The 24,874-nt window shown below is 60.0% G+C and carries 27 protein-coding genes and 1 other RNA gene; 15 read left to right on the forward strand and 13 right to left on the reverse strand.

All coding sequences use genetic code 11. The features are described from left to right. Positions 1-19 precede the first annotated feature (19 nt). Positions 20-334 (reverse strand): DUF1476 domain-containing protein, encoded by a 315-nt coding sequence (locus tag Q1A63_RS21130; protein WP_298975631.1) that lies wholly within the window; start codon positions 332-334, stop codon positions 20-22. A 156-nt stretch (positions 335-490) separates the two neighbouring features. On the opposite strand from Q1A63_RS21130, the gene purC reads away from it, so the two are divergent. The 6 genes from purC (at position 491) to Q1A63_RS21160 (ending at position 8,519) form a co-directional block, all read left to right on the forward strand. Continuing rightward, positions 491-1,252: a phosphoribosylaminoimidazolesuccinocarboxamide synthase gene (gene purC, locus Q1A63_RS21135; protein WP_298975628.1), complete on the forward strand. Its 762-nt coding sequence runs from the start codon at positions 491-493 to the stop codon at positions 1,250-1,252. Between the two features lie 36 nt (positions 1,253-1,288). Beyond that, a complete protein-coding gene (gene purS, locus Q1A63_RS21140; protein ID WP_298975625.1) occupies positions 1,289-1,519 on the forward strand; it encodes a phosphoribosylformylglycinamidine synthase subunit PurS in 231 nt (76 codons plus the stop codon). Beyond that, positions 1,519-2,187, forward strand: a complete 669-nt coding sequence (gene purQ, locus Q1A63_RS21145; protein ID WP_298975621.1) for a phosphoribosylformylglycinamidine synthase subunit PurQ — start codon at positions 1,519-1,521, stop codon at positions 2,185-2,187. The genes purS and purQ overlap by 1 nt, the downstream gene beginning before the upstream one ends. A gap of 37 nt (positions 2,188-2,224) precedes the next feature. Further along, entirely contained in the window at positions 2,225-3,985 is a 1,761-nt protein-coding gene (locus tag Q1A63_RS21150) for an ATP-binding protein (RefSeq protein ID WP_298975619.1), read from the forward strand. 3 nt (positions 3,986-3,988) lie between these two features. Next, the gene (locus tag Q1A63_RS21155) at positions 3,989-5,323 is read left to right on the forward strand and encodes a sigma-54 dependent transcriptional regulator (protein WP_298975618.1); all 1,335 of its coding nucleotides are present in this window, start codon (positions 3,989-3,991) and stop codon (positions 5,321-5,323) included. A 478-nt stretch (positions 5,324-5,801) separates the two neighbouring features. After that, on the forward strand, positions 5,802-8,519 hold the full coding sequence (locus Q1A63_RS21160; protein ID WP_298975616.1) for a ribonuclease E/G: 2,718 nt from the start codon (positions 5,802-5,804) through the stop codon (positions 8,517-8,519). A gap of 57 nt (positions 8,520-8,576) precedes the next feature. Here the strand turns inward: Q1A63_RS21160 and Q1A63_RS21165 are convergent, their stop codons facing one another. Next, complete coding sequence (locus Q1A63_RS21165; RefSeq protein ID WP_298975613.1) at positions 8,577-8,807, reverse strand: sulfurtransferase TusA family protein; 231 nt, start codon at positions 8,805-8,807, stop codon at positions 8,577-8,579. Between the two features lie 92 nt (positions 8,808-8,899). Here Q1A63_RS21165 and Q1A63_RS21170 point away from each other — a divergent pair, with 92 nt between their 5' ends. From Q1A63_RS21170 to Q1A63_RS21185, 4 genes are all read left to right on the forward strand, one after another. Beyond that, on the forward strand, positions 8,900-9,652 hold the full coding sequence (locus tag Q1A63_RS21170) for a cytochrome c biogenesis protein CcdA (RefSeq protein ID WP_298975610.1): 753 nt from the start codon (positions 8,900-8,902) through the stop codon (positions 9,650-9,652). Positions 9,653-9,708: 56 nt separating this feature from the next. Further along, positions 9,709-10,947 carry a hypothetical protein gene (locus Q1A63_RS21175; RefSeq protein WP_299632440.1) on the forward strand — a complete coding sequence of 413 codons (1,239 nt, stop codon included), beginning with the start codon at positions 9,709-9,711 and terminating at the stop codon, positions 10,945-10,947. Then, positions 10,944-12,296, forward strand: coding sequence for a cytochrome P450 (locus Q1A63_RS21180; protein WP_299632441.1), 1,353 nt, complete (start codon positions 10,944-10,946; stop codon positions 12,294-12,296). The genes Q1A63_RS21175 and Q1A63_RS21180 overlap by 4 nt, the downstream gene beginning before the upstream one ends. Positions 12,297-12,365: 69 nt before the next feature. Further along, complete coding sequence (locus Q1A63_RS21185; protein WP_299632443.1) at positions 12,366-13,256, forward strand: fructose bisphosphate aldolase; 891 nt, start codon at positions 12,366-12,368, stop codon at positions 13,254-13,256. Here Q1A63_RS21185 and Q1A63_RS21190 read toward each other — a convergent pair. From Q1A63_RS21190 to fumC, 3 genes are read right to left on the reverse strand one after another with little or no spacing between them, the layout of a single operon-like run. Continuing rightward, complete coding sequence (locus Q1A63_RS21190; protein WP_299504991.1) at positions 13,238-13,483, reverse strand: ribbon-helix-helix domain-containing protein; 246 nt, start codon at positions 13,481-13,483, stop codon at positions 13,238-13,240. The two genes, Q1A63_RS21185 and Q1A63_RS21190, sit on opposite strands and share 19 nt — an antisense overlap. Beyond that, on the reverse strand, positions 13,480-13,656 hold the full coding sequence (locus Q1A63_RS21195; protein WP_298975597.1) for a DUF4169 family protein: 177 nt from the start codon (positions 13,654-13,656) through the stop codon (positions 13,480-13,482). The genes Q1A63_RS21190 and Q1A63_RS21195 overlap by 4 nt, the downstream gene beginning before the upstream one ends. After that, positions 13,653-15,044 carry a class II fumarate hydratase gene (gene fumC, locus Q1A63_RS21200; protein WP_298975595.1) on the reverse strand — a complete coding sequence of 464 codons (1,392 nt, stop codon included), beginning with the start codon at positions 15,042-15,044 and terminating at the stop codon, positions 13,653-13,655. Before fumC ends, Q1A63_RS21195 begins: the two co-directional genes overlap by 4 nt. A 244-nt stretch (positions 15,045-15,288) precedes the next feature. On the opposite strand from fumC, the gene Q1A63_RS21205 reads away from it, so the two are divergent. Then, positions 15,289-15,825 carry a hypothetical protein gene (locus Q1A63_RS21205; RefSeq protein WP_298975592.1) on the forward strand — a complete coding sequence of 179 codons (537 nt, stop codon included), beginning with the start codon at positions 15,289-15,291 and terminating at the stop codon, positions 15,823-15,825. Positions 15,826-15,865: 40 nt separating this feature from the next. Here the strand turns inward: Q1A63_RS21205 and Q1A63_RS21210 are convergent, their stop codons facing one another. The 8 genes from Q1A63_RS21210 to Q1A63_RS21245 all read right to left on the reverse strand — a co-directional run bounded on the left by Q1A63_RS21210 (position 15,866) and on the right by Q1A63_RS21245 (position 21,694). Further along, complete coding sequence (locus Q1A63_RS21210; RefSeq protein WP_298975590.1) at positions 15,866-16,381, reverse strand: ClpXP protease specificity-enhancing factor SspB; 516 nt, start codon at positions 16,379-16,381, stop codon at positions 15,866-15,868. 92 nt (positions 16,382-16,473) lie between these two features. Beyond that, entirely contained in the window at positions 16,474-17,721 is a 1,248-nt protein-coding gene (gene chrA, locus Q1A63_RS21215; protein WP_298975587.1) for a chromate efflux transporter, read from the reverse strand. Next, positions 17,718-18,524, reverse strand: a complete 807-nt coding sequence (locus Q1A63_RS21220) for a chromate resistance protein ChrB domain-containing protein (RefSeq protein ID WP_298975584.1) — start codon at positions 18,522-18,524, stop codon at positions 17,718-17,720. The genes chrA and Q1A63_RS21220 overlap by 4 nt, the downstream gene beginning before the upstream one ends. Before the next feature lie 126 nt (positions 18,525-18,650). Beyond that, positions 18,651-19,094: an ester cyclase gene (locus Q1A63_RS21225; RefSeq protein ID WP_298975581.1), complete on the reverse strand. Its 444-nt coding sequence runs from the start codon at positions 19,092-19,094 to the stop codon at positions 18,651-18,653. Between the two features lie 70 nt (positions 19,095-19,164). Then, positions 19,165-19,512: a transfer-messenger RNA gene (ssrA, locus tag Q1A63_RS21230) on the reverse strand. A 156-nt stretch (positions 19,513-19,668) separates the two neighbouring features. Further along, entirely contained in the window at positions 19,669-20,022 is a 354-nt protein-coding gene (locus tag Q1A63_RS21235) for a DUF4345 family protein (RefSeq protein WP_298975578.1), read from the reverse strand. Positions 20,023-20,077: 55 nt separating this feature from the next. Further along, positions 20,078-20,812: a leishmanolysin-related zinc metalloendopeptidase gene (locus Q1A63_RS21240; RefSeq protein WP_298975575.1), complete on the reverse strand. Its 735-nt coding sequence runs from the start codon at positions 20,810-20,812 to the stop codon at positions 20,078-20,080. 150 nt (positions 20,813-20,962) lie between these two features. Beyond that, entirely contained in the window at positions 20,963-21,694 is a 732-nt protein-coding gene (locus tag Q1A63_RS21245; protein WP_298975571.1) for an FCD domain-containing protein, read from the reverse strand. A gap of 85 nt (positions 21,695-21,779) precedes the next feature. On the opposite strand from Q1A63_RS21245, the gene Q1A63_RS21250 reads away from it, so the two are divergent. From Q1A63_RS21250 to Q1A63_RS21265, 4 genes are read left to right on the forward strand one after another with little or no spacing between them, the layout of a single operon-like run. Beyond that, complete coding sequence (locus Q1A63_RS21250) at positions 21,780-22,541, forward strand: DUF2182 domain-containing protein (RefSeq protein ID WP_299632445.1); 762 nt, start codon at positions 21,780-21,782, stop codon at positions 22,539-22,541. Positions 22,542-22,544: 3 nt separating this feature from the next. Continuing rightward, positions 22,545-23,252: a DUF1326 domain-containing protein gene (locus Q1A63_RS21255; protein WP_299409305.1), complete on the forward strand. Its 708-nt coding sequence runs from the start codon at positions 22,545-22,547 to the stop codon at positions 23,250-23,252. Further along, entirely contained in the window at positions 23,249-23,758 is a 510-nt protein-coding gene (locus Q1A63_RS21260) for a DinB family protein (protein WP_299409302.1), read from the forward strand. Before Q1A63_RS21255 ends, Q1A63_RS21260 begins: the two co-directional genes overlap by 4 nt. 1 nt (position 23,759) lies before the next feature. Continuing rightward, the gene (locus Q1A63_RS21265; RefSeq protein WP_299409299.1) at positions 23,760-24,863 is read left to right on the forward strand and encodes a dimethylsulfoniopropionate demethylase; all 1,104 of its coding nucleotides are present in this window, start codon (positions 23,760-23,762) and stop codon (positions 24,861-24,863) included. Positions 24,864-24,874: the final 11 nt, after the last annotated feature.

Consider the following 24,874-nt stretch of genomic DNA (forward strand, 5'->3'; position numbering starts at 1 on the left):
AAATGCGTGGTCGGAAGGCTCAGACCTCCTGCATGATCTGGGATTTGGCTTCGACCATCAGTTCACGCATTTTCGCGCGGATGGTGGCCTCATCAGCCCTGCTGCCGAGGTCCCCGGAAACTTTGCGGTAAACATCTTCGTCGCCAGCCTCTTCAAAATCGGATTTCACGACCTCTTTGGCATATTCTGTTGCATCATCCCCTGATTTACCCAACAAATCCGCAGCCCAGAGGCCAAGAAGTTTGTTGCGCCGCGCTTCGGCCTTAAATTGCATCTCTGCATCATGCGCGTATTTGTTTTCAAAGGCATTTTCGCGATCATCGAAAGTTGTCATGGGCGGGTCTCCTGTTGAACGTAAGGGGCTGACTTTTGATATGCGGGTTCGGATCGCTTTGCGCAAGGGCCGTTGGCTTGCAGCGGCAGGGGCCTTGCACTAAGAGGGGCGCATCATAGGTCGCAAATGCTGCGGCACGACTGCGAAAGGACGCCAATGGCCCGGCGCAAGAAAATCTACGAAGGCAAAGCGAAAATCCTGTACGAAGGCCCCGAGCCCGGCACCATCGTTCAATATTTCAAAGACGACGCAACGGCCTTCAACGCCGAGAAAAAAGCCGTGATCGAGGGCAAGGGTGTGCTGAACAACCGCCTGTCGGAGTTTTTCATGACCGGTCTGGGACAGATCGGCGTGCCCAACCATTTCATCAAACGGCTCAACATGCGCGAGCAACTGGTGCGGCAGGTGGAAATCGTGCCGCTTGAGATCATCGTGCGCAACTACGCGGCGGGCACCATGTCCAAACGGCTCGGCATTGAGGAAGGCACCCAGCTGCCGCGCCCGATTGTCGAATATTGCTACAAGGATGACGCCTTGGGTGATCCGCTGGTGACCGAAGAGCATATCGCGGCCTTTGGCTGGGCCAGCCAGCAGGATATGGACGATATCCTGAGCCTGGCGCTGCGGGTGAATGATTTTCTGTCCGGTGTGATGATGGCCGTGGGCATTCGTCTGGTCGATTTCAAAATCGAGGTCGGGCGGATTTTCGACGGTGATTTCCAGCGTCTGATCATCGCGGATGAGATCAGCCCGGACAGTTGCCGGCTTTGGGACATCGAAACCGGGCAAAAGCTGGACAAGGACGTCTTTCGCCGCGATCTCGGCGATCTCAAGGACGCCTATACCGAGGTTGCGCGCCGTTTGGGGGTCATGCCCAAGAACGCGCAGCCTATGACGAAACCAACATTGATCAACTGAGGCGCAAGCCGCTTTCGAAGGGGTGAGGGAAACAGCATGAAAGCACGGGTGCATGTGATGCTGAAAAACGGCGTATTGGACCCGCAGGGTGAGGCCGTGCGCCACGCCTTAGGCGCGCTGGGGTTTGACGGGGTCAACGGGGTGCGGCAGGGCAAGGTGATCGAACTGGACCTGGCCGAAGACGCGACAGAGGCCGATGTGACCGCGATGTGCGAGAAACTATTGGCCAATACGGTGATCGAATCCTATTCGGTGGAGCTGATCTGATGCACGCAGCGGTTGTCGTTTTTCCGGGATCGAACTGTGATCGGGACTTGGCTGTTGCATTTGAGGCAGCAGGCGCAAAGGTCAGTATGGTCTGGCACAAGGACAGCGCGCTGCCCTCTGGCGTCGATATTGTCGGCATTCCGGGCGGGTTTTCCTTTGGCGACTATCTGCGCTGTGGCGCGATTGCGGCCAACTCGCCGATCTGCCGGTCTGTGGCGGATCACGCAACGCGCGGCGGCTATGCTCTGGGCATTTGCAACGGCTTTCAGGTGTTGACGGAAACGGGTCTGTTGCCCGGCGCACTACTGCGCAATGCGGGCTTGAAGTACATCTGTCAAACCGTTGGATTGAAAACGGAAACCTCCGATTCAGTCTATACGCAAGGATACAATGCGGGCGATGTGATTGACATTCCAATCGCCCACCACGACGGCAACTATTATGCGGATGACGCAACGATTGCGCGCCTGCAGGGCGAAGATCGGATTGCCTTCACCTACACTCAGAACCCGAACGGCGCGCGGGCGAATATCGCGGGTATTCTGTCGGAAAACCGGCGCGTGCTCGGCATGATGCCGCACCCGGAACGGGCCGCGGATGTCGGCCATGGCGGCACGGACGGGCAGGCGCTCTTCCGCGCATTGGCAAATGCGCTCGTGACAGCGTGACTTGAGCAGGGCTTGCGCTTTCGCGTAGTCTCCGTCCATGGAAACCTCTGCCGATCCCAACAGCCAGACACCGCCGATCAACTGGCGCGTCCGTTTGGCGCTCGGGCTGCTGCTGGCCTTGGCGATTGTGGTTGTTTCCGTCACCAACAAGATGCTGACAGACCGGTTTACCGAAAGCACGCGCAATCGCGCGGAATTGCGGCTGGCGCTCTATAGTGGAAACCTGCTGTCAGAACTGCGCCAAAACGCGATTGTGCCGCAGCTTCTGGCCCGGGATGCAGAACTGATCGGCGCGCTGAATTCTGCCGATTACACGGCCTCGACCCGGCGATTGATTTCCTTTGTGGAAGAGATCGGGGCCGCCTCGCTGATGTTGTTTGATATTGACGGGCGTACCGTTGCGGCCACGGATCGCAACCGTCTGGGCGCCTCGCACCGTGCGGAATCCTATTTCGTTGATGCCATCCGGTCCAACGCAACGATCTTCACGGTGGCCGAAACCGAAGCCGGTGGATACCGCTTTGTCTATACGCGCCGGGTGCAATCCGGCTCGGATGTGCTGGGCGTGATCGCCGTCGAGGTTGATCTGCAGAAATTCGGACGCGCCTGGGCCGGGATTTCGGATGCGGTGATCGTGACCGACAGCACCGGCAACATCATTCTGACAACCGAGCCGCGGTGGCGCGGTCGGACCGAAGAAGAGGCACTGGTGCGACATACACCTGAAAACGCCATCCAGCGCGCCATTCAGGCGACAGCGGATTGGACAGCCCTGCCGCCCGACGCCTATTTGCAGGGCGAGGCGGTGATGCGGCTGGAAACGCGCATTCCCTTCCGCGGTTGGCGCATGGCCTCTTTCACCACCTATGCCTCGGTGCGCGAACGCGTGAACGCAGTTTTGGCACTCGAAATCATGGGTTTCGCAATTCTGCTGGCGCTTAGTTTTTATGCATTGAGCCGCCGCAATGCCCTACGCATGGCGTTGTTTCAGCGGGAATCCGCCGAGCTGCGTGCGTTGAATGTTGCGCTGCAGCGGGAAATCGCTGAGCGCAAACGGGTGCAGGAAACGCTCGCCGTCGCCGAGCAAACACTTGAGCAATCCAGCAAGCTGGCGGCTTTGGGCGAGATGTCTGCCGCTGTCTCTCACGAGCTGAACCAGCCGCTGGCGGCGATGAAAACCTACCTCGCGGGTGCGCGGCTTTTGCTGCGCCGCAACCGGCAGGAGGAGGCGTTGTCCTCCTTTGGCCGCATCGATGATCTGATCGAACGCATGGGGGGCATTACCCGCCAGCTGAAATCCTACGCCCGCAAGGGGCAGGAGGCGTTTTCCCCTGTAGATATGGGCGATGCGCTGGCTTCGGCCCTGTCTATGATGGAGCCGCAGCTGCGTCAGCGGCATGTGCAGATCAGCCGGATTGTGCCCGATAACCCGGTTCAGGTCATGGGGGACCGGCTGCGGATCGAGCAGGTTATGGTAAACCTCTTGCGCAACGCCCTTGATGCTACCAAATCAGAACGGAACCCCAAGGTGGATATTATGTTATCTGCAGGGGAGACGGCGACCCTGACGGTGCGCGACAATGGCCCTGGCATCGAAGATCTCGATCAATTGTTCGAGCCATTTTACACGACAAAACAGCCCGGAGACGGCGTCGGGCTGGGTCTTGCGATCTCTTCTGGTATCGTTAACGACCTAGGAGGACGGCTCACCGCACGGAACGGACAGGCGGGTGGCGCAGTTTTTGAAATGCAGCTGCCCATAATGGACAGCGACCAGAGTACTCAAGCGGCGGAGTAAGCCATGACCCAAGCAATGAAAATCGCAATCGTAGATGATGAACAGGATATGCGGCAATCGATCAGCCAATGGCTGGCCCTGTCCGGATATGACACTGAAACCTTTGGCAGCGCCGAGGATGCGCTCAAGGTTCTGGGGCCTGACTATCCCGGCATCGTCATTTCCGACATCAAGATGCCCGGCATGGATGGCATGCAGTTTCTCAAGAAGCTGATGGGCAATGACTCTGCACTGCCCGTCATCATGATCACCGGTCACGGCGATGTGCCCATGGCGGTGGAGGCGATGCGCGTCGGCGCCTTTGATTTCCTTGAAAAGCCGTTCAACCCCGACCGGATGAACGAATTGGCCAAGAAAGCCACCGGCGCGCGGCGCTTGGTGATGGACAACCGCGCGCTGCGCCGCGAGCTCAGCGACGGCGGTCAGCTGATGAAAAAGCTGATCGGCCAGAGCCCGGTCATGGAACGGCTGCGCGAAGATATCCTCGATCTGGGGCAGGCCGATGGTCACGTGCTGATTGATGGCGAGACCGGCACCGGCAAGACGCTGGTGGCGCATGCGCTGCATGCGGTGGGCTCCCGCGCGGGCAAGAAATTCGTGCTGGTGAGCTGCGGCGCCTATGAAGAGGAGGCGCTGAGCAAGCGGCTCTTTGGTCCGATGCAGCCCGAAGACGCCCAATTGCCCGCGATCGAAGAGGCGCGCGGGGGCACGCTGGTGCTCGAAGACATCGAAGCGCTGACAGAGACCCTGCAGGCCCGTCTGCTGAGCGTGATCAACGAGCAGGGGGCCCCGGCCGAAACCCGGATCGTTGCCATTTCCAACCTGCAGGAAGCGGGCCGCACCTCAGAGGATGCCTTGCGCGCCGATCTTTTCTACCGTCTGGCCGCGCTGCGCATCACCGTGCCACCGCTGCGGCAACGTGGTGAGGACATCCTGACGCTCTTCACCCGGCTGAGCGAGCAATTCTCCGATGAATATGGCTGTGACGCACCGCAGGTCTCTGCACAGGAGGCCGCACAGCTCTTGCAGGCGCCATGGCCGGGGAACGTGCGCCAGCTGATCAATGTGGCCGAACGCGCCGTACTGCAATCGCGCCGCGGCTCGGGCACCATCGCCTCGCTGCTGATGAACGATCATGAAGACATGCAGCCGGTGATGACCACCGAGGGCAAGCCCCTGAAAGAATATGTGGAAGCCTTTGAGCGCATGCTGATCGACAACACCATGCGCCGCCATCGCGGGTCCATTGCCTCCGTGATGGATGAACTCTGCCTGCCGCGACGCACGTTAAACGAGAAAATGGCGAAATACGGCCTGCAACGCTCGGACTATCTCTGAGCCCGGCCAAATTCCGCGCTCTTAACGAAAAATCGCGTAAAATCTTGAGGGTAGGGTCGTTTTGCGGCCCTATTTTCACATTCCCCATTGTGTTTTGGCGCGTGCTGGCCTTATTTAGGAGTGTGGAGACGCGTCACAGGCTGACGCACCCCTCCTTATGAGTTTCGCTGCCTTGGGCGCGGTGTGGGACGTATCACATCACCAAAGCAGACCGATTGGGCCGGAAACGGCCAACGAACCGCTGATGTGATCCAAGGCTCCGAGCCTGAGACACACAGTATATAATGGATACGAGGCCGCGAACCGCGCGCCCGTGTCGGAGAAGAAACGCGATGACGCGCGCCGATGCAATGAGCAGAACCACCATGGCCCCATCAGGCCGGGTGCGCCGTGCGTCTCAAATCGCCCTGACAAGACATATCCCGCATCTCTCTGATCCTCCGGGGTCGGGGCGACTGCGGCTGTGCAATTTGGAAATATGGCTAAGAAAATGCTTATCGATGCCACCCACGCGGAGGAAACCCGCGTCGTGGTGGTGGACGGAAACAAGGTCGAGGAGTTCGACTTTGAATCTGAAAACAAACGCCAGCTTGCTGGCAACATCTATCTCGCAAAAGTAACCCGGGTCGAGCCGTCGCTGCAGGCGGCCTTCGTAGATTATGGCGGCAATCGCCATGGGTTCCTCGCGTTTTCGGAAATCCACCCGGATTATTATCAGATCCCGGTCGCGGACCGCCAGGCGCTGATGGAAGAAGAACGTGCCTATGCCGAAGCGCAAAAGGCCAAGGAAGACGAAGACGAAAAGCCCAAGCGCCGCTCGCGCAGCCGTAGCCGGTCCAAGGCGAAGGCGGCAGAAGCGGCCAGCGAAGATGCAACCGCGTCGAAAGAGGTCGATACCGATCAAATTGATGGGATGCAGACCATCGATCTGGACGATGAGGAAGGCTCCTCGCCGATGGAGCGCGTGGCGGAAACGCCGGTCGAAGAACCCATTGATGAGCCCGACACCGATGCACCTGATGCGCCCGATGCGGCGGCGGAGACAGCAGCTGAGGAGGGGGCCAGTGACGACGCTCCTGAGGCGGCGGCTACCGAAGCAGAAGACGACTCTGACGATGATGGGGACGACGAAACCCCTCTGCGCAAGGCAGATGCCTCGGCCAAGGATGATACTATCGAATCCGTGGCAGATGACGATGATCAGGAAGACATCCGCCCGGCGCGCAAACCGCGCCCCCGCAGGTATAAAATCCAGGAAGTCATCAAGGTCCGCCAGATCCTGCTGGTGCAGGTCGTCAAGGAAGAGCGTGGCAACAAGGGCGCGGCGCTGACCACCTACCTCAGCCTCGCCGGACGTTATTGCGTGTTGATGCCCAACACTGCGCGTGGGGGCGGGATTTCCCGCAAGATCACCAATGCCGCAGACCGCAAGAAGCTCAAGGAAATCGCCAATGAGATCGAGGTGCCGGAAGGCGCCGGCCTCATCGTGCGGACCGCCGGGGCGAAACGCACCAAGGCGGAGATCAAGCGCGACTATGAATATCTGCAGCGGCTCTGGGAGCAGATCCGCGAGCTGACGCTGAAATCGATAGCACCCGCGAAGATCTACGAAGAAGGCGATCTGATCAAACGCTCGATCCGCGACCTTTACAACCGCGAGATCGACGAGGTGTTTGTCGAGGGTGAGCGCGGCTACCGCATCGCCAAGGACTTCATGAAAATGATCATGCCGTCCCATGCGAAAAACGTGAAGCTCTACGCCGAGACGCTGCCGCTCTTTGCGCGCTATCAGGTGGAAAGCTATCTGGCGGGCATGTTCAATCCGACGGTGCAGCTGCCCTCGGGCGGCTATATCGTGATCGGCGTGACCGAGGCGCTGGTGGCCATCGACGTGAACTCCGGTCGCGCGACCAAGGAAGGCTCGATCGAGCAGACCGCGACCAAGACCAACCTGGAAGCCGCCGATGAGGTGGCGCGCCAGCTGCGTCTGCGCGACCTTGCAGGCCTGATCGTCATCGACTTCATCGACATGGACGAGCGCAAGAACAATGCTGCCGTCGAAAAGCGCATGAAGGAAAAGTTGAAAACCGACCGCGCCCGCATTCAGGTCGGCCGCATTTCCGGCTTTGGCCTGATGGAAATGTCGCGCCAGCGTCTGCGTCCGGGCATGATCGAAGCCACCACGCAGCCCTGTCAGGCTTGCCACGGCACCGGTCTCATCCGGTCTGATGACAATCTCGCCTTGTCGATCCTGCGGCAAATCGAGGAAGAGGGCACGCGCAAACGGTCGCGCGAGGTGCTGGTGCGGGCGCCCGTGGGCATTGCCAACTTCCTGATGAACCAGAAACGCGAGCACATCGCCCAGATCGAGGCGCGCTATGGGCTGTCGGTGCGGATCGAAGGAGATCCCGTGCTGGTCAGCCCCGATTTCAGCCTTGAAAAGTTCAAGACAGCGACCCGCGTGGTACATGCCGCGGCAGCCCCTGTCGTGTCTGTCGACACGTCGATCATGGATCAGGTGGACGCAACAGAGGACGATGACGTCGTTGCCGAAGAAGCCCCAGCACCACAAGGCGCCGATCAGCCGCGTCATGGTGGCGACGAGGGCGACGGCGAGGGCAAGCCGAAGCGCCGTCGGCGCCGTCGGCGTCGCAGCCGCAACAAATCGGGTGCTGCGGAAAACAACCAATCCGCAGAAGGGACCGACAAGCCTGCGCAGGAGGGCGATGCACCCCAGCCGGTAGAAAACGGGGCGGATACCTCCGTGGCAGCGGATCAACCGACAGAAACAGCGCCGGAAGCCACCCCAGACGCGCCGGCCGAAAAGCCCAAACGCCCCCGGACCCGGTCCCGGACAGCCAAAGCAAAGGCCGAGGCAGAAGCGGCTGCATCTGATGACGCCCAAGTGAGTGAAGCCCCCGCAGAGGCTGTTGCGCCAGATGCGGGCGAAGCACCCGAGGCAGAACCCAAACCGAAGCGGAAGCGCGCCAGCCGCGCCAAGAAGCCAAAGGTTGTGGAAGAGCCCGCGGCTGAAACGCCTGAGCCGGTTGCCGAGGCGGCGGAGGCAAAAGAAGCGCCCGCGCCGGAAGCGCCGGTAGAGGCTGAACCCGCCCCGGTCGCCAAGGAACCGGAGCCGGTTGCAGAAGCAGCACCCGCCAAGCCAAAGCGCAAGGGGTGGTGGTCGCTCGGCGGCTAACGGCCCGACACGCAACAACGAAAGGGCGCGTCACATGGGCGCGCCTTTTTCACATCTTCAGGATTTGCGGATCACATAGATTTGCACGGGGCCGTCGTTTTCCATGGAAACCAAGGCATGGCCCGCCTCTGCACAAAAGTGCGGGACATCGACAACAGCGGCAGGATCATCCGCGCGCATGGTCAATACTTCCCCCATGGCCAGGGCCTGCAGGCGTTTGCGCGCCTTGAGAACGGGCAGGGGGCAGAGCAGCCCGGTTGCATCGAGATCATATTTGCTATCGGCCATAACCCTCAGATAAGCGTGATGTTTCAGTCTGTCCACAAGGATGTGACTGCTGAGCGCGTGACCTGTTAAGGCTTATCCGTTAGGGGTGGATCATGTTTGGAATCGAGATCATCGACGCAGGCCTTTTGCCTGCCATGCTTGTGGCCCTTTTTGCCGGTGTCATCAGCTTTCTCAGCCCCTGTGTGCTGCCCATCGTCCCGCCCTATCTGGCCTATATGAGCGGCGTGTCCATCGGCGAGATGTCGGGAGAGACCGTTGCCCGGCGGCGGGCGGTGATCTCGGCGCTGTTCTTTGTGCTCGGGCTCAGCACGGTGTTTTTGATCCTCGGGTTCACGGCTTCAGCATTCGGGGCGTTTTTCCTGCAAAATCAGGTGCTGTTTGCCCAGGTGTCCGGTGTTGTGGTCATTGTCTTTGGCCTGCATTTTCTAGGTCTCTTTCGCATTCCGTTTCTGGATCAGGAGGCGCGCCTGGATGCGGGTGATCAGGGCGGATCGAGCTTTGGCGCCTATATCCTTGGTCTGGCCTTTGCTTTTGGCTGGACACCCTGCATCGGGCCGCAGCTGGGCGCGATCCTGTCACTGGCCGCCTCTGAGGCCTCGGTCAGCCGCGGCACGCTCCTCTTGGGCATCTACGCTGCAGGCCTGGGCATCCCGTTCCTGTTGGCCGCCATGTTCATGACCCGCGCCGTGGGCCTCATGAACCGGCTCAAGCGTCACATGAAAACCATCGAGCGGGTGATGGGCTCCTTGCTAATTGCCGTAGGGCTGGCGATGGTCACCGGCGCCTTCACCACCTTCTCATATTGGCTGCTGGAACAATTCCCGGCCTTGGCATTGCTGGGCTGATCCCCTTAGACTGTATGTCACCCCTGCGATGCTGCCGGGATGCATAAGGTCTGGTCATGGGCAGCACGTCTGACGCACGCGTAAAACGCCGCAAGGTTTTCTATATCCCCGGCTACGACCCCTTCCCGCCGCGCCGGTACCGCGAGCTTTACCGCAAAGAAGGGGCCGCCCAGGCTGCTATTTCCGGCTATGATCTTGAAATGCTCGGCGCGCTTGAAGGCGCTGATTTCGGATGGCGTGTGCAAACTGGCATCAACGGTCAGACCGTGCAGGCGGAGATTGAGGTGCTGATCTGGTCGGACCTCGTGCAGGAGAGCTTTCACGATTCCATTGTTCTGACCTATCTGGCGATGCTCCGCACGGCGTGGATCTACATTTCCACTGGCGCCCTCTGGCGGCTGATGCGATTGCGCAAGGGGCCGGTGATCGCGGCGCTCTATCCGGTTGCGATGCTCATCGCACAATTGGCAGCGGCCTGTGTGGTTTTCTGGGGCGTCAGCGCCGTGATGCATTGGGCGCTATCGGGCGTTGCGGCGCCATTTCTGGCATCTATCCTCTCACTGGCTCTTGGGCTTGCGGCAGCGGCCTTTCTACTCAGAGGATTCAGGTCCCATGACGGCAAGTTTTTCGCCTACTACCTGATGCATGATTTCGCCCACACTGCATCTGAACATGGTGCCTACCCCAGCGCATTGACCAACCGTCTGAACCGCTTCGAAGGCCGGATTTCAGAAGCCCTTGCGAGCGATGTGGACGAGGTTCTTATCGTCGGCCACTCCTCCGGTGCGCATCTCGCCGTGACCGTGCTATCCGATTTGCTGCGCACCCAAAGTGATACACCCAATGGCCCAGAGCTTGCCTTTCTGTCGCTGGGACAGGTGGTGCCAATGGTGTCTTTCCTGCCCGACGCGCATGAATTGCGGCGCGATCTGCGGTTCCTGTCTAAGCAAGAGGCGCTGACCTGGGTGGATGTCTCGGCGCCTGGGGACGGGTGCTCTTTCGCGCTCTGCGATCCGGTAAGCGTGTCCGGGCAGGCCACATCGGAAAAACGCTGGCCGCTGGTGTTTTCGGCAGCCTTTACCCAAAGCCTCTCTTCTGCGCGGTGGCGGGCGCTCAGATGGCGCTTTTTCCGCCTGCATTTCCAGTATCTCTGTGCTTTCGATCAGCCCAAGGATTACGACTACTTCCAGATCACGGGTGGTCCAATCACCCTGCGCGAACGCTATGCGAACCGGCCCGCATCGCGCTCCCGGATCGAAGACTCCGTCAGCAAATTCACCTCGGTCGGCCCATGACGCTGCCACCCAAACCCCCAAGCCGCGTGGATCGCGTCACGCTCTGGCAGTACATGCGCCTCTTTCGCCATGACATCCTGTCGGCGCAGCCGGAGCGGCTTTATCGGGCGTGGATGGCAGAGTTTCGCACGCCGTTTTTCCGCAGCTATATGGTCAACGATCCCGACCTGATCAAAACCTTTCTCAAGGACCGACCGATGGATTTCCCGAAATCTGATCGGGTCGGGTCCGGGCTGCGGCCCCTGCTGGGCAATTCGGTTTTCCTGACCAATGGGGATACCTGGCAACGGCAGCGGCGCATAATCGATCCGGCCTTCGAGGGGGGGCGGTTGCGGGAGACATTCCCGTCGATCTGTGCCGCCGCTGAGGCTGCTGCCGCGCGATTTGCGGACCACACGGGCGATGAGATCGAAATCGAGGTTGAAACCAGCCACGCCGCCGCAGACGTGATTTTTCGAACGCTGTTTTCGATGCCGATAGACACTGAGATCGCGCGGGATGTGTTTGAGGCATTTCGCACCTACCAGCGCAGCCAGCCCATCCTTAACCTTGCCGCTTTTCTGCCCCTGCCGGATTGGATGCCACGCGGTTACAAAAAGGTGACCCGGCAAAGTGCGGCGCGCATCCGGACGCTGATCCACCGCATCACAGATGACCGGCAGGCGGAGATTGATGCCGGCACAGCACCGCCCGACCTCGCCACCAAGATCATGACAACCCGCGACCCGCAAACCGGCGAGACCTTCGATGTTGATGAAATGGTCGATCAGGTGGCGATCTTCTTCCTTGCCGGGCATGAAACCAGCGCCTCGGCCTTGGCCTGGGCGCTTTATCTGCTGGCGCTTTACCCGGAGTGGCAGGATCGGGTGGCGGAAGAAGCGCGCGCGGCGGACCTCAGCGATTTTTCGCAACTGTCGCAGCTGAAGATCACCCGCGACGTCTTTCGTGAAACGCTGCGGCTTTATCCGCCGGTGCCGATGATGGTGCGCGAGACGCAAGGCCCGGAAACCTTCCGCAACAGGCCCGTGAAAAAGGGTGCGCAGGTGGTGATGAGCCAATGGCATCTGCACCGGCAGAACCGCCTGTGGGACGCGCCGGATGCGTTTCAGCCTGAGCGGTGGGAGACGGAGAATGGCAAAAATTGCGCCCGCGATGCCTATATGCCCTTCAGCGAAGGGCCGCGCGTGTGCCCGGGCGCCGGGTTTGCGATGATCGAAGGGGTCATGATGTTGGCCTATACTCTGCGCGATCTACGGGTCGAATTGACGGACCGCCCCCCGCCGATACCGGTTGCACATCTGACCGTCCGGGCGCGCGACGGCATCTGGTTGCGCATTGTCCGGCGCTAACATGTACCATCTGCCGTTCTTCTGTTTTAAGGAATGGCCAAGGGGCGGAATCAGAAGGAAAATTCGATCATGTCAGACCAGAACGCGATGCGAAACCAAATGAAATCCGGGGCGGGGTTTATTGCGGCCCTGGACCAATCCGGCGGCTCAACCCCCAAAGCGCTCGGCCTTTATGGCGTTGAGCCAACGGATTACTCTGGTGACGAGGAAATGTTCCGCGCCATGCATGACATGCGCGCCCGGATCATTCTGGCGGATGACTTCACCAACGAGAAGGTGATCGGCGCAATCCTGTTCGAACGGACCATGCACGACACAATCAACGACACACCTGTGGCTGAATTGCTGTGGCGCGACCGCGGCATCGTGCCCTTCCTGAAAATTGACAAGGGTCTGGAGGAACAGGCCGATGGGGTGCAAATCCTCAAGCCGATGCCGGGGCTGGAGGACACCCTGAAGGTTGCCAAATCCAAGGGCATTTTCGGGACAAAGGAACGTTCGGTCATTCATGACGCGGACGCCAAGGGCATCGCGGATATCGTGGCACAGCAGTTTGAGGTGGCCCGCACGGTGATTGCCGCAGACCTTGTGCCGATCCTGGAGCCGGAGGTGAACATCCATTCCGAGACAAAGGCCGAGGCCGAAGCGCTGCTGGAGGCGGAAATTGCAAAACATCTCAATACGCTGGATGACGGTGTTGATGTGATGCTCAAGCTGACCTTGCCGGATCAGCCGGGGCTTTACGATGGCTTGGCGGCACATCCGCGCGTGTTGCGTGTGGTGGCACTTTCGGGCGGCTATTCGACCGATGTGGCGTCGGCCAAGCTGGCGGAGAATAAGCACATGATCGCAAGCTTCAGCCGGGCGCTCACCGAAGGGCTGAACGTGAAAATGAGCGACGCTGAATTTGGTGCGGCACTGGGCGGTAACATCGACAAGATCTACCGGGCGTCGATCTGAGCTTCTGCCAATCGCTGCTGTAAATCGCGCAAAATATGCACGCGGATCGCGGAGGCCAGACCCATGGCGCTTCCGCGATCGACATCTATTTCTGCAATCAACACATTGATTGGCAGCGCCTTTCGTTCTGCTAGCGCGCGCAGCGCATGCCAGAATTCATCCTCAAGTGAAATCGACGTCCGGTGACCTTTCAGGGTCACCGAGTGTTTCACCGGGCGGCCGCTCATGTCTCCCGCTTATGCGCGTCCAGATTTCGGGCGATTTTCTCCGCCTTCGCCTTCAGCAGGTCCTTTTGCGCCTTAGTCTGGCCGAAATTCACCGCGTTCTCATCCGCGCGCGCCTTGCGAGAGGCGCGGTTGCGCTCTTTGCGGACCTTGTTGAGGTTCACCGGCGTGCTCATTTCGGGCCAATCATGTTTTCCGGACGCACCACACGTTCGAAGGTTTCGGCATCGACAAACCCAAGTGCAATGGCTTCTTCCTTCAGCGTGGTGCCGTTCTTATGCGCAGTCTTCGCAACCTTGGTCGCGTTGTCATAGCCGATCTCGGGTGCAAGCGCTGTGACCAGCATCAGGGATTCGCGCATCAGGCGTTCGATCCGGTCGGCATCGGCCTTGAGGCCCACCACCAGATTGTCGGTGAAGGCCGAGGCGGCATCGCCCAGAAGCTGCATGCTTTGCAACACGTTGTAGGCCATCATGGGTTTATAGACGTTCAGCTCGAAATGCCCCTGGCTGCCTGCAAATCCCACGGCGGCGTCATTGCCGAAAACATGGGCGCAAACCTGGGTGAGCGCCTCGCATTGGGTGGGGTTGACCTTGCCGGGCATGATGGAAGACCCCGGCTCGTTTTCCGGCAGCACCAGCTCGCCCAGACCGCAACGCGGGCCGGAGCCCAGAAGGCGAATGTCATTGGCGATTTTAAAGAGCGAAGCGGCCACCACCTTCAGCGCACCGGAGATTTCGACCATCGCGTCATGCGCGGCCAGCGCTTCGAACTTGTTGGGCGCGGTCACAAAGGGCAGGCCGGTGATCTCGGCCATATTGGCCGCCACGGTCACGTCCCACCCCTTGGTGGTGTTCAGCCCGGTGCCCACCGCGGTGCCGCCCTGCGCCAGCTCGTAAATTCGTCCCAACGCGTCCTTCACACGCTGGATGCCCATGGCGACCTGATGGGTATAGCCGGAGAATTCCTGACTCAGCGTCAGCGGCGTCGCGTCCTGCGTATGCGTGCGCCCGATTTTGATGATGCCGTCGAATTCCGCGACCTTGGCTTGTAGCGCGCCATGCAGCTTTTCCAAGCCCGGCAGCAGCACGTCCCGCGCGGTCATCGCGGTGGAGATATGCATCGCCGTGGGGAAGGTGTCGTTGGAGCTCTGCCCCATGTTGCAGTGGTCATTGGGGTGCACCGGGTCCTTGGAGCCGATCTCGCCACCCAGAATTTCGATGGCGCGGTTGGCGATCACCTCATTGGCATTCATGTTGGACTGGGTGCCCGAACCGGTCTGCCAGACAACCAGCGGGAAGTTGTCGTCGAACTTGCCCGCGACCACTTCGCCTGCCGCCTGTACGATGGCGTTGCCGCGCTCTGCGTCAAGCTTGCCCAGTTCGATATTGGCCTGTGCGCAGGCCTGCTTGATCACGCCAAGCGCGCGCACCACCGCAACGGGTTGTTTCTCCCAACCGATAGGGAAATTCATGATCGACCGCTGTGTCTGAGCACCCCAGTATTTGTCGGAAGGAACTTCCAACGGGCCAAAGCTATCGGTTTCTGTGCGGGTCTGAGACATGATATCATCCGTGTTCTGAAGCTAACTGCGGTGTATCGTTGCAGCCTGCGCGGTGCAACATGCTCTTGGTCAAAACGCGTTGCGGCATGAGCTTTTTCAAGTACATGAAAGCGCTCATGCCGCAATGCGCCGTTGAATAGACGCCCCGCGATGCTATCTTGATAAGTGCAAGAAGCTCGTCTCAACCCGCAAATTTGCGCCTCCGCGCTCAAAAAGGACCACCGAAATGATCTCAGACCATCGAATGCTTAGTTGGTTTGCGGCACGTATGGTTCTGGCGGTGGGGCTGATGATCTGCGCAACCCTGGCTCAGGCTGACATTGCGCGCTTTGTTGGCAGCTACGAAGGGTCGGCCGCCGTAAAATCCGCCGATGGTAGCAAGCGGCAGCGCGATATGAGCGTGCAGATTTTCGAAACCGATGATGGTTTCAAGGTCAACTGGACCTCGACCACCTATCGACCGGACGGATCCAGCAAGGAAAAATCCTATTCTATCGAATTTGTGCCCTCTGATCGCGGTGATGTGTTCGCCTCGGCGATGAAGCGCAATGTCTTTGGACATGATGTGCAACTCGACCCGATGAAGGGAGAGCCCTACGTCTGGAGCCGCATCGACGGTGATACGCTAAGCGTCTATTCGCTCTTCGTGGCTGAGGATGGCGGGTATGAAATTCAGCAGTTCAACAGAACATTGGCCGACGGCGGTCTTCAGTTGGAATATCAAAGCGTGCGCAACGGCACGATCCAGCGCACGGTATCCACATTTCTGGAAAAACAGTAGACCAGCAGCGTCGTCCGGATTTGTCCTGACAGATTGATCGTTATTTGCGAAAGCTGTCCAGCGATACGATCTCTGCGTCTTTCGCCGGGTCCTTGGCGGTTTCCTCAACCTTCACCGGTGGTTTGGCGGGCGGCTTCACCGCGGGGACGGGCGCGGTTGGGATGGTCGATACCTCCGTGCCGGGCGCGGCCTCGTCTTCCTCTTCCTGCGTCTCGAACCGCAGGCCGAACTCCACAGAGGGGTCCACGAAGGTCTTGATTGCGTCATAGGGGATATAGAGCGGCTCAGGCGCATCGCCGAAATTCAGGGTGACGGAAAACCCGTCTTCTCCTACATCCAGATTGTCATACCAATGCTGCATTACCACGGTCATTTCACCGGGATATCTGTCAGACAGCCAATCGGCCAATTCGGCATCCGGGTGGCTGGTGTCGAAGGTGATGAAAAAGTGGTGCGCTCCGGGCAGACCATTCGCCGACACATCCTCAAGCACCTTTTTGATGAGGCCGCGCATGGCCTCATGCATCAGGTTACCATAATCAATGCTGCGGCTCATCGTGATCCTCTGAGCTGTCCGGGGTCCATTAAGGGAAGCATAGCCGATTCCCGCGTGGAGGAAAGAGGCTGCATGCGGAAATCGGCGCAGGCTCAGAGGAAGCTGAGCGCGAGACCCGCAAGTGCCATAAACGCCAGCGTTTCGACCATGCCACGTTTCACGCCAAGCAGCAGACCGGCGGCCAGAATGGTCAGGCCAAGTGCCGCTAAATTCATCGACGCAACCTCAGGAACCGGCATCGCGCTCCAGGCCGCGGTGCCCACATCGGCAAAAAGCACATGGATCGCAAACCAGATCGCAAGGTTAAGAATGACGCCGACAACCGCCGCCGTGATGGCGGATAGGGCCGCAGAGAGACGGGGCTTTTGAGATATCTTGTCGAGATAGGGGCCCGCCAGAAAGATCCACAAAAAGCACGGCGTGAAAGTCACCCAGAGCGCGATGGCCCCCGCCGCGAGGGCGAGGCCGATGCCGCCCTGGCCAAACCCGGCAAGCAAGGCCACAAACTCCGTGACCAGAATGAGGGGCCCCGGTGTGGTCTCCGCCAGCCCCAGCGCGTCGATCATCTGCGCCGTGGTGATCCAGCCAAAATCCTGCACCACCGTCTGGGTCATATAGGCCAGAACCGCATAGGCACCGCCAAATGTCACCACGGCGAGCTTTGAAAAGAAGAGCGCAATCTGGGTCAGGAAGGTCTGTTTGGTGATCCAGAGGATCAGGACGGGCAGGGCCCAGAGGCTGCCCCAGATCAAACAGGTCACCAGCGTGCGGGGCGGCGCGCTTGGCGGCAGCGCGGTGTCGGTTGGGGCCGCGTTTTGCGTCACTGCACCGTAGAGGGCTGCGGCGGCGATGATCAGCGGAAAGGGCAGACCAAAGACAAACAGCGCCACGAAGGCGGCTCCCGCCAGCCCCCATGCCGACCTTGTTGTCAGAGCTTTGCCTGAAACCTTCAGCAAGGCCTGGAGGACGATGACAATGACCGCTGCCTTGATCCCTTCGAAAGCGGCCTGCACCAGCGGCACTTGTCCATAGAGCGCATAGCCAAGTGCCAGCGCCAGAATGACAAGAGCGCCCGGTATGACAAAGAGCAGCCCCGCGATCAGACCACCCAGGGTACCGCGCAGACGCCAACCGGCATAGGTGGCCAGTTGCATCGCCTCCGGCCCCGGCAGAAGCATGCAAAGCGACAGGGCGCGCAGAAAGCCGTCTTCGCTCAGCCAGGCGCGGGTTTCCACCAATTCGCGATGCATCAGCGCGATCTGCGCTGCAGGCCCGCCAAAGGACAGAAGGCCAATGCGTCCGAAAACGCGCGTTAATTCCTGCAAGGAGGGGGCAGTCATGCCGCATCCTCCTGCCAGTCGTGCGTTTCATTCTGACCGTCACGGGCCCAGCGGTAAAGCGCGTCATAGATCACCATTCCGGCGTCCAGTTGCGCCTGATCATCCGCATGGGCACGTGACAAGCCAACGGAGAGCGCCAGCAATCCGGCGCATTCCGGTGCCAAGGCGTGCTTGTTGGTATCCGCGCCCCGAATGACCCGCGCCATTTTATCCAAAGCCGGGGAGCGCAGGCCGAAGCCTTCGACCATTGCATCGAATGTGCACAGGGGGCCTGCGTGGGTCCAGGGCGCGTCGGGCATATCAAAAGCCGTTGCATCGAATTTCTCCGCAACAGCCGCAACATCGGAAGGCGGCACAAACAGAAATTGCGCGTGAGGGTCGACAAATCGCCGGATCAACCAGGGGCAGGCGATGCGGTCGATCTTGGGACGGTGCCGGGTGACCCAACGCGTATGGGGCCCGGTGCGGCGAAGCGCGGCCTCCGGCACCCGGGGCAGATCGGCGGCGCGCCAGCCCATGTTTCCCCCTTCGAGCACTTCTGCGCCAACGCCATGGGCTCTGAGCAGGGCGGCGGCCCCCTGGCTGAGCTTGAGCCCCTTTTGACAGACAACGACGACGCGTTTGCCCGCCAGCTCCGGCATCCGGTCTTCGATAGAGATGTGGGGACACCGGCGCGCCGTGGGGATCAGATAGGGGTCGTTGTCAAAGTCCTCTTGCAGGCAGACATCGATGATCTCGGGCGCGGTTGGCGTCCCGATCAGGCGCATGAGTGAAGCGGGGGAAATAGAGGCAAATTGAGCCATGAATGCATCCTTTTGTCAGACGATCAGGATGCGATACTTGGGCCTGAGCCTCACGGGGCGATCGCGAACTCCCCATGTGCACAGAGGTGGCACAGAAGCCAACGGATCGTCAATAACAGAAAGGGGTCATTCCAGTTTGGTGCCACCAAGCAGCAGCGCATGGGTGTTTTCAGGCAGCTGGCCTAACTGCTCGAAAAAGCGGATGAAGTCGAAGGATGGATAGCTTTCCGCCTTCAGGGGCCCGTCAAACCGCAGCATGATCTGCTGATAGACCTTGACCGGCTGTCCCGAAAGCGCATTCAGGCAGCGGATTTCGAGCATCGCGCTCAGCCAGTCACCCTCTTCGATGCTATGCACAATCGTGACCTTGATGTCGGTCACGAAACTGCGCAACACGCTCACCCACTCGCGGATTTCGGCGGGTTCTATCCCGAAGTTCGGGACGATGTACTGATTATGGGGTTCGGAAACAAAGTAGTCTTCGATGACATCCAGTTTGCCATCCTCCCAGACCTCCTTGTACCACTGTTTTAGGATTTCAGCTTTGGTCAAAACAGTCCCCCGGGACATTTACAGGCCAAAAGCTAACACTCAAGCTCTTGCGAAAACCTTAACGGGAACAGTCCGGCAGCGGGAGGAAAGTGCAGGCTTCTGTTGCCAGGTGCCTGCGAACCCCGCCTTACGTCGCTAAACGCAAGGAGTTAGGTTTCAGTATCTCAGGTCGCTTACGCGGCCATTGCTACTGGAGCACGATTGTCATTTGCAATTGTACATGTTTCGCCGATAACGGTGGCAGACAGCCGAGACAAAGCAAACCCCTTTAGACGTTCGTCGATCCTGTTTCGGCCCCATGATCCCCAAATGAAGGATGTTGGTGGAGCCGCCGGGTACCGCCCCCGGGTCCGATCCGCTTATTACGAGCGCGTTTATGTCCATAGTCCCGAAGGACCTCTTTGACATAAGCGAGTGACCGGGAAATCTCAAGGGGGAAGCGGGGGGCTTGTGTTTTACGTATTTGGTGCGTCGGTCTGAGAAATAGCTTTGTAAATCAGAATCTAAAGAATCTTTCTTAATGTGATCAGGTACTGCGCAACATGGTCACGCTCAACACGTTCCAGCAGTGTTTTTCGCAAATGACAGCGCGTCAGAGTGGGTTCGCGATGAAAAGTGCTGTGGCCAGCGCCGCCTCAATACCGCCGAAGATCAGCACTTTGACGACGGGCGGCTTGTCAAAAATCAACGACAGAACACGCCCGAGAGCGGCACCGGTGAAGGCAAAACCGATCATCAGATAGGCAACGGGATTGTCCAGCCAGAGCGCGGCCAACCCGGAGATCACAAAAAGCCCGCCTACCGAAGCGCGCATCTCACTGAGACCCACGGTCGATGTGGTGGTCTGTAAATCCAGCGTGGCCGCGGTGTAGCGGGGGGCCAGAAACCCAAACAGGCCGAATGCGATGGTCAGCAAGCAGGCGAGCGTATTCAATGTGTCAATCATGCCCTGTCACGTAGTTGTACATCACCGGGCCGACAAGGGTTGCTGCCCCACGCCGCTATTGCAGCACAACCGGTTCGGGTCGGCCCATGCGGCACAGATCGCACACCCGCACGGCTTCGGTAATGCCCATCTCGGCCAGATCGCGAAAGGAGGGCAGGGTGAAATCATCCGCCACGCTCAGGTCCACATCATATCCCAAATCCTGAAACGATGCGACGGACAGGCGGCTGATCGGCCGTTGCGCGCCGGAGAGGAACCCGGTCAGCAGCTCATCACCGAAGATCAGCTCGCGCCAATGGCCTTCGCGGGTGCCGGCGCCACCGGTGTTGGCGATAGGGACCGTTTCGCCGGTGCCGCCAAGCGCGCTATATTCCCGCGTGGCCACAGGACCGATAAACCGCGGGTCATTGGTGCCGCTGGCCTGCACCAGACCCGACCGCGCCCAAAGTGTGCCAAACCCCAGGACATGCGCCATCTCATGCAGCACCACATCCTCGAAACTGCCTTCGGCCTCCAGCCGCGCCACATCCGCCGTGTCGAATTGCATGATCCCGGCGACCGGCAACTCTGTATCCGGGCGCAAAACGGTTGGCCCGGCTTGGCCCAGAACGCCGCTGGCACCGTCAATGGGTTCGATCGAGGCCTCGATCAGCAGCCCGTTCAATTGTCGCCCGTCCAGGGTGACGGGGTCAAAACCGGTTTCGATCAATGTGTCCCACCGCGTTGCGGATCGGGTAAATGCTCCGCGTCTCGCATTGGAGATCGGCGTGGTGAATTCGACTGTGATCATCGGGTGCCTGCCTTTCATATCGCCGCAGGTGCGGCTGTTGTGAAACAGACATGGGCGGGCAGCTCGCGGTTTAAAACCAACCGCTGCAGGAACGGCAAACTCTTGCGGAAGTTGCCGGTTCAGGCTGGCGGCATTCGGCGCATGCGGCCGTCAGGACCGGGCGGCGCGGGAGGCAAAAACGCTTGCAGCGAGCGTTTGGGTTTCCGCCTCCAACGCCGTCAGGGCCGCACTGGTCGCAACCCCATCCTGTGCCTCGATCGCATCGGCAATATCGGTATGCAGCGCGATGATCCGGGCGCGGTCGCGGGCGGTGAAGGTGATCATGTTCATCAGGGGCTGCATGGCTTCGACGGCACCGGCCAGTTGATAGCTGAGCACCGGGTTTCCCGCACCATCGACCAGCGCACGGTGGAACGCCACATCGGAGGCACAAAAGGCCTCATCCGTCAGCCCCGGCTGGCCCTGCCGGTGAATTTCGGCGCGCATGGTTGCCAGATGATCTGCCGAACGCCGATCCGCGGAGAGCGGCGCACAGGCCCGTTCCAGCGCGTATCGCGCCTCGCAAGCGGTGCCAAAACTCACCGCGTTCATGCTTAGCAGAAGCGTTGAGGTGGTGATCTGCTGGGGGTAGGCGGCCTCGAAGCTCAACCGATTTACAAAAGCGCCGCCCGTGGCGCCGCGTTGCGTGCGGATAAGCGATTGCGCTGCCAGCCGCTTTAACGCCTCGCGTACCGTGGGGCGCGAGACCTCGAATTGCTCAGACAATTCCGCCTCCGACGGCAGGCGTTCATCGACGATCAACGTGCCATCGACAATTGCGTCGCGAATGGCCGCGGCAATCTGTGCGGAGAGGTCGGCGGGGTTGTCGGGGTCAATTTTCATATGTCTTACAATTAGTGTTTGCTCGATTTCTAAATGTCTGGCATTTGATTGGCAAGGAAGAAGGACTCACCCCTTGCACGGTTTGATGCGATCCACTCTCTGGCTGAGCTTTTTCGCTGCCATTCTGGCGGCGTGGTGGGTAATGTACGCGATGAGTCTGGACATGGATCTCGACCTGCTGGGGCGTCCCGGTGAGATGGGCGCGGCGATGGCTGCGATGGATCCGCGCATGCCCATGTATATGCCGATGGCCAATTTCGGCCCGCTGTTCTGGATGTGGGCGATCATGATGGCGGCGATGATGCTGCCGACGCTTGTGCCGACCTTGCGCGTCTACGAGGACCTGATGGTGAGTGCTAACGGCACGCGGACCGGGTGGCTGGGCGTGCTGCTGGGCTATTTCATCGTCTGGGTGGTTTTTGCTGCGGCGATCACCGGCGCGCAACTGGCACTCCTTTTTGGCGGCGTGATCGACATGCTGGGCATTGCACGGAGCGCTTGGGTGGGCGGCGGTTTGCTGCTGATCGTAGGGCTTTTTCAGTTTACCCGCGCCAAGGAAATCTGCCATGGTGTTTGTCACGCCCCCGCGATGTATTTTCTGGGCCACTGGCGTACCGGCTTTGCGGGCGGGCTGCGGATGGGGCTGGGGCTCGGCGCGTTTTGCGTCGGTTGCTGCTGGGGTTTCATGGCACTGGGCTTTGTCGGCGGGGTGATGAACCTCGCCTGGATGGGGCTTGCCACGCTTTTCATGGTCATTGAGAAACTGCCACAGATTGGCCACCTGGTGACAAAGCCGATGGGAATTTTACTGTGCCTTGCGGGGCTTGCAGTGATGATAGGAGGATAGAAGATGGCGCGGAACAAAAAGGCGGATGCCGATAAGCTGCCGATCAGCCAGCGGATTGATCAGCGGATGCCGAACCCCAAGCGGCGGCAGACTAGCCCGACCGACTGGGCGATCAAGGGCGAGCTCTTTCTGAACTGCTCCTGCACGGTGTTTTGCCCCTGCGTCGTATCACTGGGGGCGCATCCGCCCACGGAAGGCCACTGCCATGCTTGGATGGCGATTGCCATTGATGAGGGGCATTATGAAGGCGAAGACCTTGCCGGCCTGAACATCGGGCTGCTGGTCGACATACCGGGGCGTATGGGTGAGGGGAACTGGAAGGTTGCGGCTTATGTGGATGAGCGCGCCACCGGCAAGGCCTACAACGGGATTTTGCAGATCTTCTCGGGCGCGGCTGGCGGCACCACCGGGCTTTTCACCATGCTGGTGAGCGAGATCATCGGCGCCGAACGTGCACCGGTTGAGATCGTGCGCGACGGCAACCGGCGCAGCATCATGATCGGGCGCAAGATTCAGGGCGAGATCGAGATGGTCGCGGGCAAGGACCCCGAGCATCCGGTGATGGTGAGCAATTCGAAATACTGGATGGGTCCGGACATCATCGCCGCCACCGGCCTCAAAAGCCGGGTGCGCGACTACGGTCGGGTCTGGGATTTCGGTGGAAAATCGGCGGAGATCTGTCCGATTGATTGGAAAGGCCCCAAACCGTGATCGATCCGGCCTACGCACAGACGATGGCGCGCTACAATCGCTGGCAGAACGATCAGTTGACGCCGGTGCTGCAGGCCCTATCGCCTGAAGAACTGACAAAGGACCGCGGCGCTTTCTTCGGCTCGCTGCTGGCCACGGCTAACCATCTGCTCTGGGGGGATACGATCTGGATGAGCCGGTTTGATGCATCGGTGGCCCCCCCGGCTGTTCCTGCCAAGGAGCATGCAACGCTGCACCCGACCATCGCCTCCTGGGCGGCGGACCGGTTTCGCATGGATGGTCGGATATCCCAATGGGCCGACCGGTTGCGGGCCTTGGACCTGCGCGAAGATCTCATCTGGTCATCAGCGACCCTGGGCCGCGAGATGCGGACGCCGATGACAGCTGCTGTTGTGCATTTCTTCAACCATCAGACGCACCACCGCGGCCAGATCCATGCCATGCTGACGGCGATGGGGCAGAAGGCGCCGGTGACTGATCTGGCCTTTATGCCGGAGGATGCCTGAGATGGCGCTGATTTCTCATTCGCGCAGGCTGCGCCGCACGCCGTTTTCCCAAGGTGTGGAGGCTGCCGGTGTCAAAGCCTACACGGTTTACAATCACATGCTTTTGCCGACGATGTTCGAGAGCGTGGAGGCGGATTATCACCACCTGAAAAATCATGTGCAGGTGTGGGATGTCTCGGTGGAACGGCAGGTGGAGTTGCGCGGGCCCGATGCGGCACGGCTGATGCAGATGCTGACGCCGCGCGACCTGCGTAGCATGCTGCCCGGGCGCTGTTTCTACGTGCCCATTGTTGATGAAACCGGCGGTATGCTGAACGATCCGGTGGCGGTAAAGCTTGCCGAAGACCGTTGGTGGATCTCGATTGCCGACAGCGATTTGCTGCTCTGGGTCAAGGGGATCGCGAATGGCTACCGGCTCGATGTGCTGATCGACGAGCCCGATGTCTCGCCACTTGCCGTGCAAGGCCCCAAGGCCGAAGATCTGATGGCGCGCATCTTTGGCGAGACCATTCGCGACGTGCGGTTTTTCCGCTTTGGTCTTTTCGAGTTCGAAGGCCGCGAACTGGTGGTTGCGCGGTCAGGGTATTCCAAGCAGGGCGGGTTTGAGATCTACGTTGAGGGCAGCGATCTGGCGATGCCGCTTTGGCATGCGCTTTTTCGCGCTGGTGAAGATCTGAATGTCCGTGCAGGCTGCCCCAATGCCATCGAGAGGATCGAGGGCGGATTGCTGTCTTATGGCAACGACATGACCGACGACAACACTCCGCATGAATGCGGCCTGGGGCGGTTCTGCGACACGCAAACGGCGATTGGCTGTATTGGTCGGGACGCGCTGCTGAGGGTGGCCAAGGAGGGCCCGGTGCAGCAGGTTCAGGCGATTGCCATTGAGGGTGACGCGGTGCCGCTTTGCGATCGGATCTGGCCGCTTTACGGGGGTGGGCGCCGCGTGGGTCAGATCACTTCCGCGATCTGGAGCCCGGATTTTGCCACCAATGTCGCCATCGGTATGGTGCGGATGACCCATTGGGACAGCGGCACGAAACTGGAAGTTGAGACACCGGATGGCATGCGCGTGGCGACCGTACAGCCCGGGTTCTGGGCGTAGCCTTTGCGGGA

This window comes from uncultured Roseobacter sp. (genome assembly GCF_947499265.1).
Lineage (GTDB): Bacteria > Pseudomonadota > Alphaproteobacteria > Rhodobacterales > Rhodobacteraceae > Roseobacter.

Bases quoted from the DNA above. Each gene is read 5' to 3' on its own strand.
- Q1A63_RS21195 (WP_298975597.1), bottom strand. From the start codon at position 13,656: ATGAGCACGCCGGTGAACCTCAACAAGGTCCGCAAAGAGCGCAACCGC.
- Q1A63_RS21160 (WP_298975616.1), top strand. From the start codon at position 5,802: ATGGCTAAGAAAATGCTTATCGATGCCACCCACGCGGAGGAAACCCGC.
- purS (WP_298975625.1), top strand. From the start codon at position 1,289: ATGAAAGCACGGGTGCATGTGATGCTGAAAAACGGCGTATTGGACCCG.
- Q1A63_RS21165 (WP_298975613.1), bottom strand. From the start codon at position 8,807: ATGGCCGATAGCAAATATGATCTCGATGCAACCGGGCTGCTCTGCCCC.
- Q1A63_RS21235 (WP_298975578.1), bottom strand. From the start codon at position 20,022: ATGATTGACACATTGAATACGCTCGCCTGCTTGCTGACCATCGCATTC.
- purQ (WP_298975621.1), top strand. From the start codon at position 1,519: ATGCACGCAGCGGTTGTCGTTTTTCCGGGATCGAACTGTGATCGGGAC.
- Q1A63_RS21240 (WP_298975575.1), bottom strand. From the start codon at position 20,812: ATGATCACAGTCGAATTCACCACGCCGATCTCCAATGCGAGACGCGGA.
- Q1A63_RS21210 (WP_298975590.1), bottom strand. From the start codon at position 16,381: ATGAGCCGCAGCATTGATTATGGTAACCTGATGCATGAGGCCATGCGC.
- Q1A63_RS21170 (WP_298975610.1), top strand. From the start codon at position 8,900: ATGTTTGGAATCGAGATCATCGACGCAGGCCTTTTGCCTGCCATGCTT.
- Q1A63_RS21225 (WP_298975581.1), bottom strand. From the start codon at position 19,094: ATGTCCCGGGGGACTGTTTTGACCAAAGCTGAAATCCTAAAACAGTGG.
- Q1A63_RS21155 (WP_298975618.1), top strand. From the start codon at position 3,989: ATGACCCAAGCAATGAAAATCGCAATCGTAGATGATGAACAGGATATG.
- Q1A63_RS21255 (WP_299409305.1), top strand. From the start codon at position 22,545: ATGGCGCGGAACAAAAAGGCGGATGCCGATAAGCTGCCGATCAGCCAG.
- Q1A63_RS21245 (WP_298975571.1), bottom strand. From the start codon at position 21,694: ATGAAAATTGACCCCGACAACCCCGCCGACCTCTCCGCACAGATTGCC.
- purC (WP_298975628.1), top strand. From the start codon at position 491: ATGGCCCGGCGCAAGAAAATCTACGAAGGCAAAGCGAAAATCCTGTAC.
- chrA (WP_298975587.1), bottom strand. From the start codon at position 17,721: ATGACTGCCCCCTCCTTGCAGGAATTAACGCGCGTTTTCGGACGCATT.
- Q1A63_RS21220 (WP_298975584.1), bottom strand. From the start codon at position 18,524: ATGGCTCAATTTGCCTCTATTTCCCCCGCTTCACTCATGCGCCTGATC.
- Q1A63_RS21250 (WP_299632445.1), top strand. From the start codon at position 21,780: ATGCGATCCACTCTCTGGCTGAGCTTTTTCGCTGCCATTCTGGCGGCG.
- fumC (WP_298975595.1), bottom strand. From the start codon at position 15,044: ATGTCTCAGACCCGCACAGAAACCGATAGCTTTGGCCCGTTGGAAGTT.
- Q1A63_RS21130 (WP_298975631.1), bottom strand. From the start codon at position 334: ATGACAACTTTCGATGATCGCGAAAATGCCTTTGAAAACAAATACGCG.
- Q1A63_RS21265 (WP_299409299.1), top strand. From the start codon at position 23,760: ATGGCGCTGATTTCTCATTCGCGCAGGCTGCGCCGCACGCCGTTTTCC.
- Q1A63_RS21180 (WP_299632441.1), top strand. From the start codon at position 10,944: ATGACGCTGCCACCCAAACCCCCAAGCCGCGTGGATCGCGTCACGCTC.
- Q1A63_RS21175 (WP_299632440.1), top strand. From the start codon at position 9,709: ATGGGCAGCACGTCTGACGCACGCGTAAAACGCCGCAAGGTTTTCTAT.
- Q1A63_RS21150 (WP_298975619.1), top strand. From the start codon at position 2,225: ATGGAAACCTCTGCCGATCCCAACAGCCAGACACCGCCGATCAACTGG.
- Q1A63_RS21205 (WP_298975592.1), top strand. From the start codon at position 15,289: ATGCTTAGTTGGTTTGCGGCACGTATGGTTCTGGCGGTGGGGCTGATG.
- Q1A63_RS21185 (WP_299632443.1), top strand. From the start codon at position 12,366: ATGTCAGACCAGAACGCGATGCGAAACCAAATGAAATCCGGGGCGGGG.
- Q1A63_RS21190 (WP_299504991.1), bottom strand. From the start codon at position 13,483: ATGAGCGGCCGCCCGGTGAAACACTCGGTGACCCTGAAAGGTCACCGG.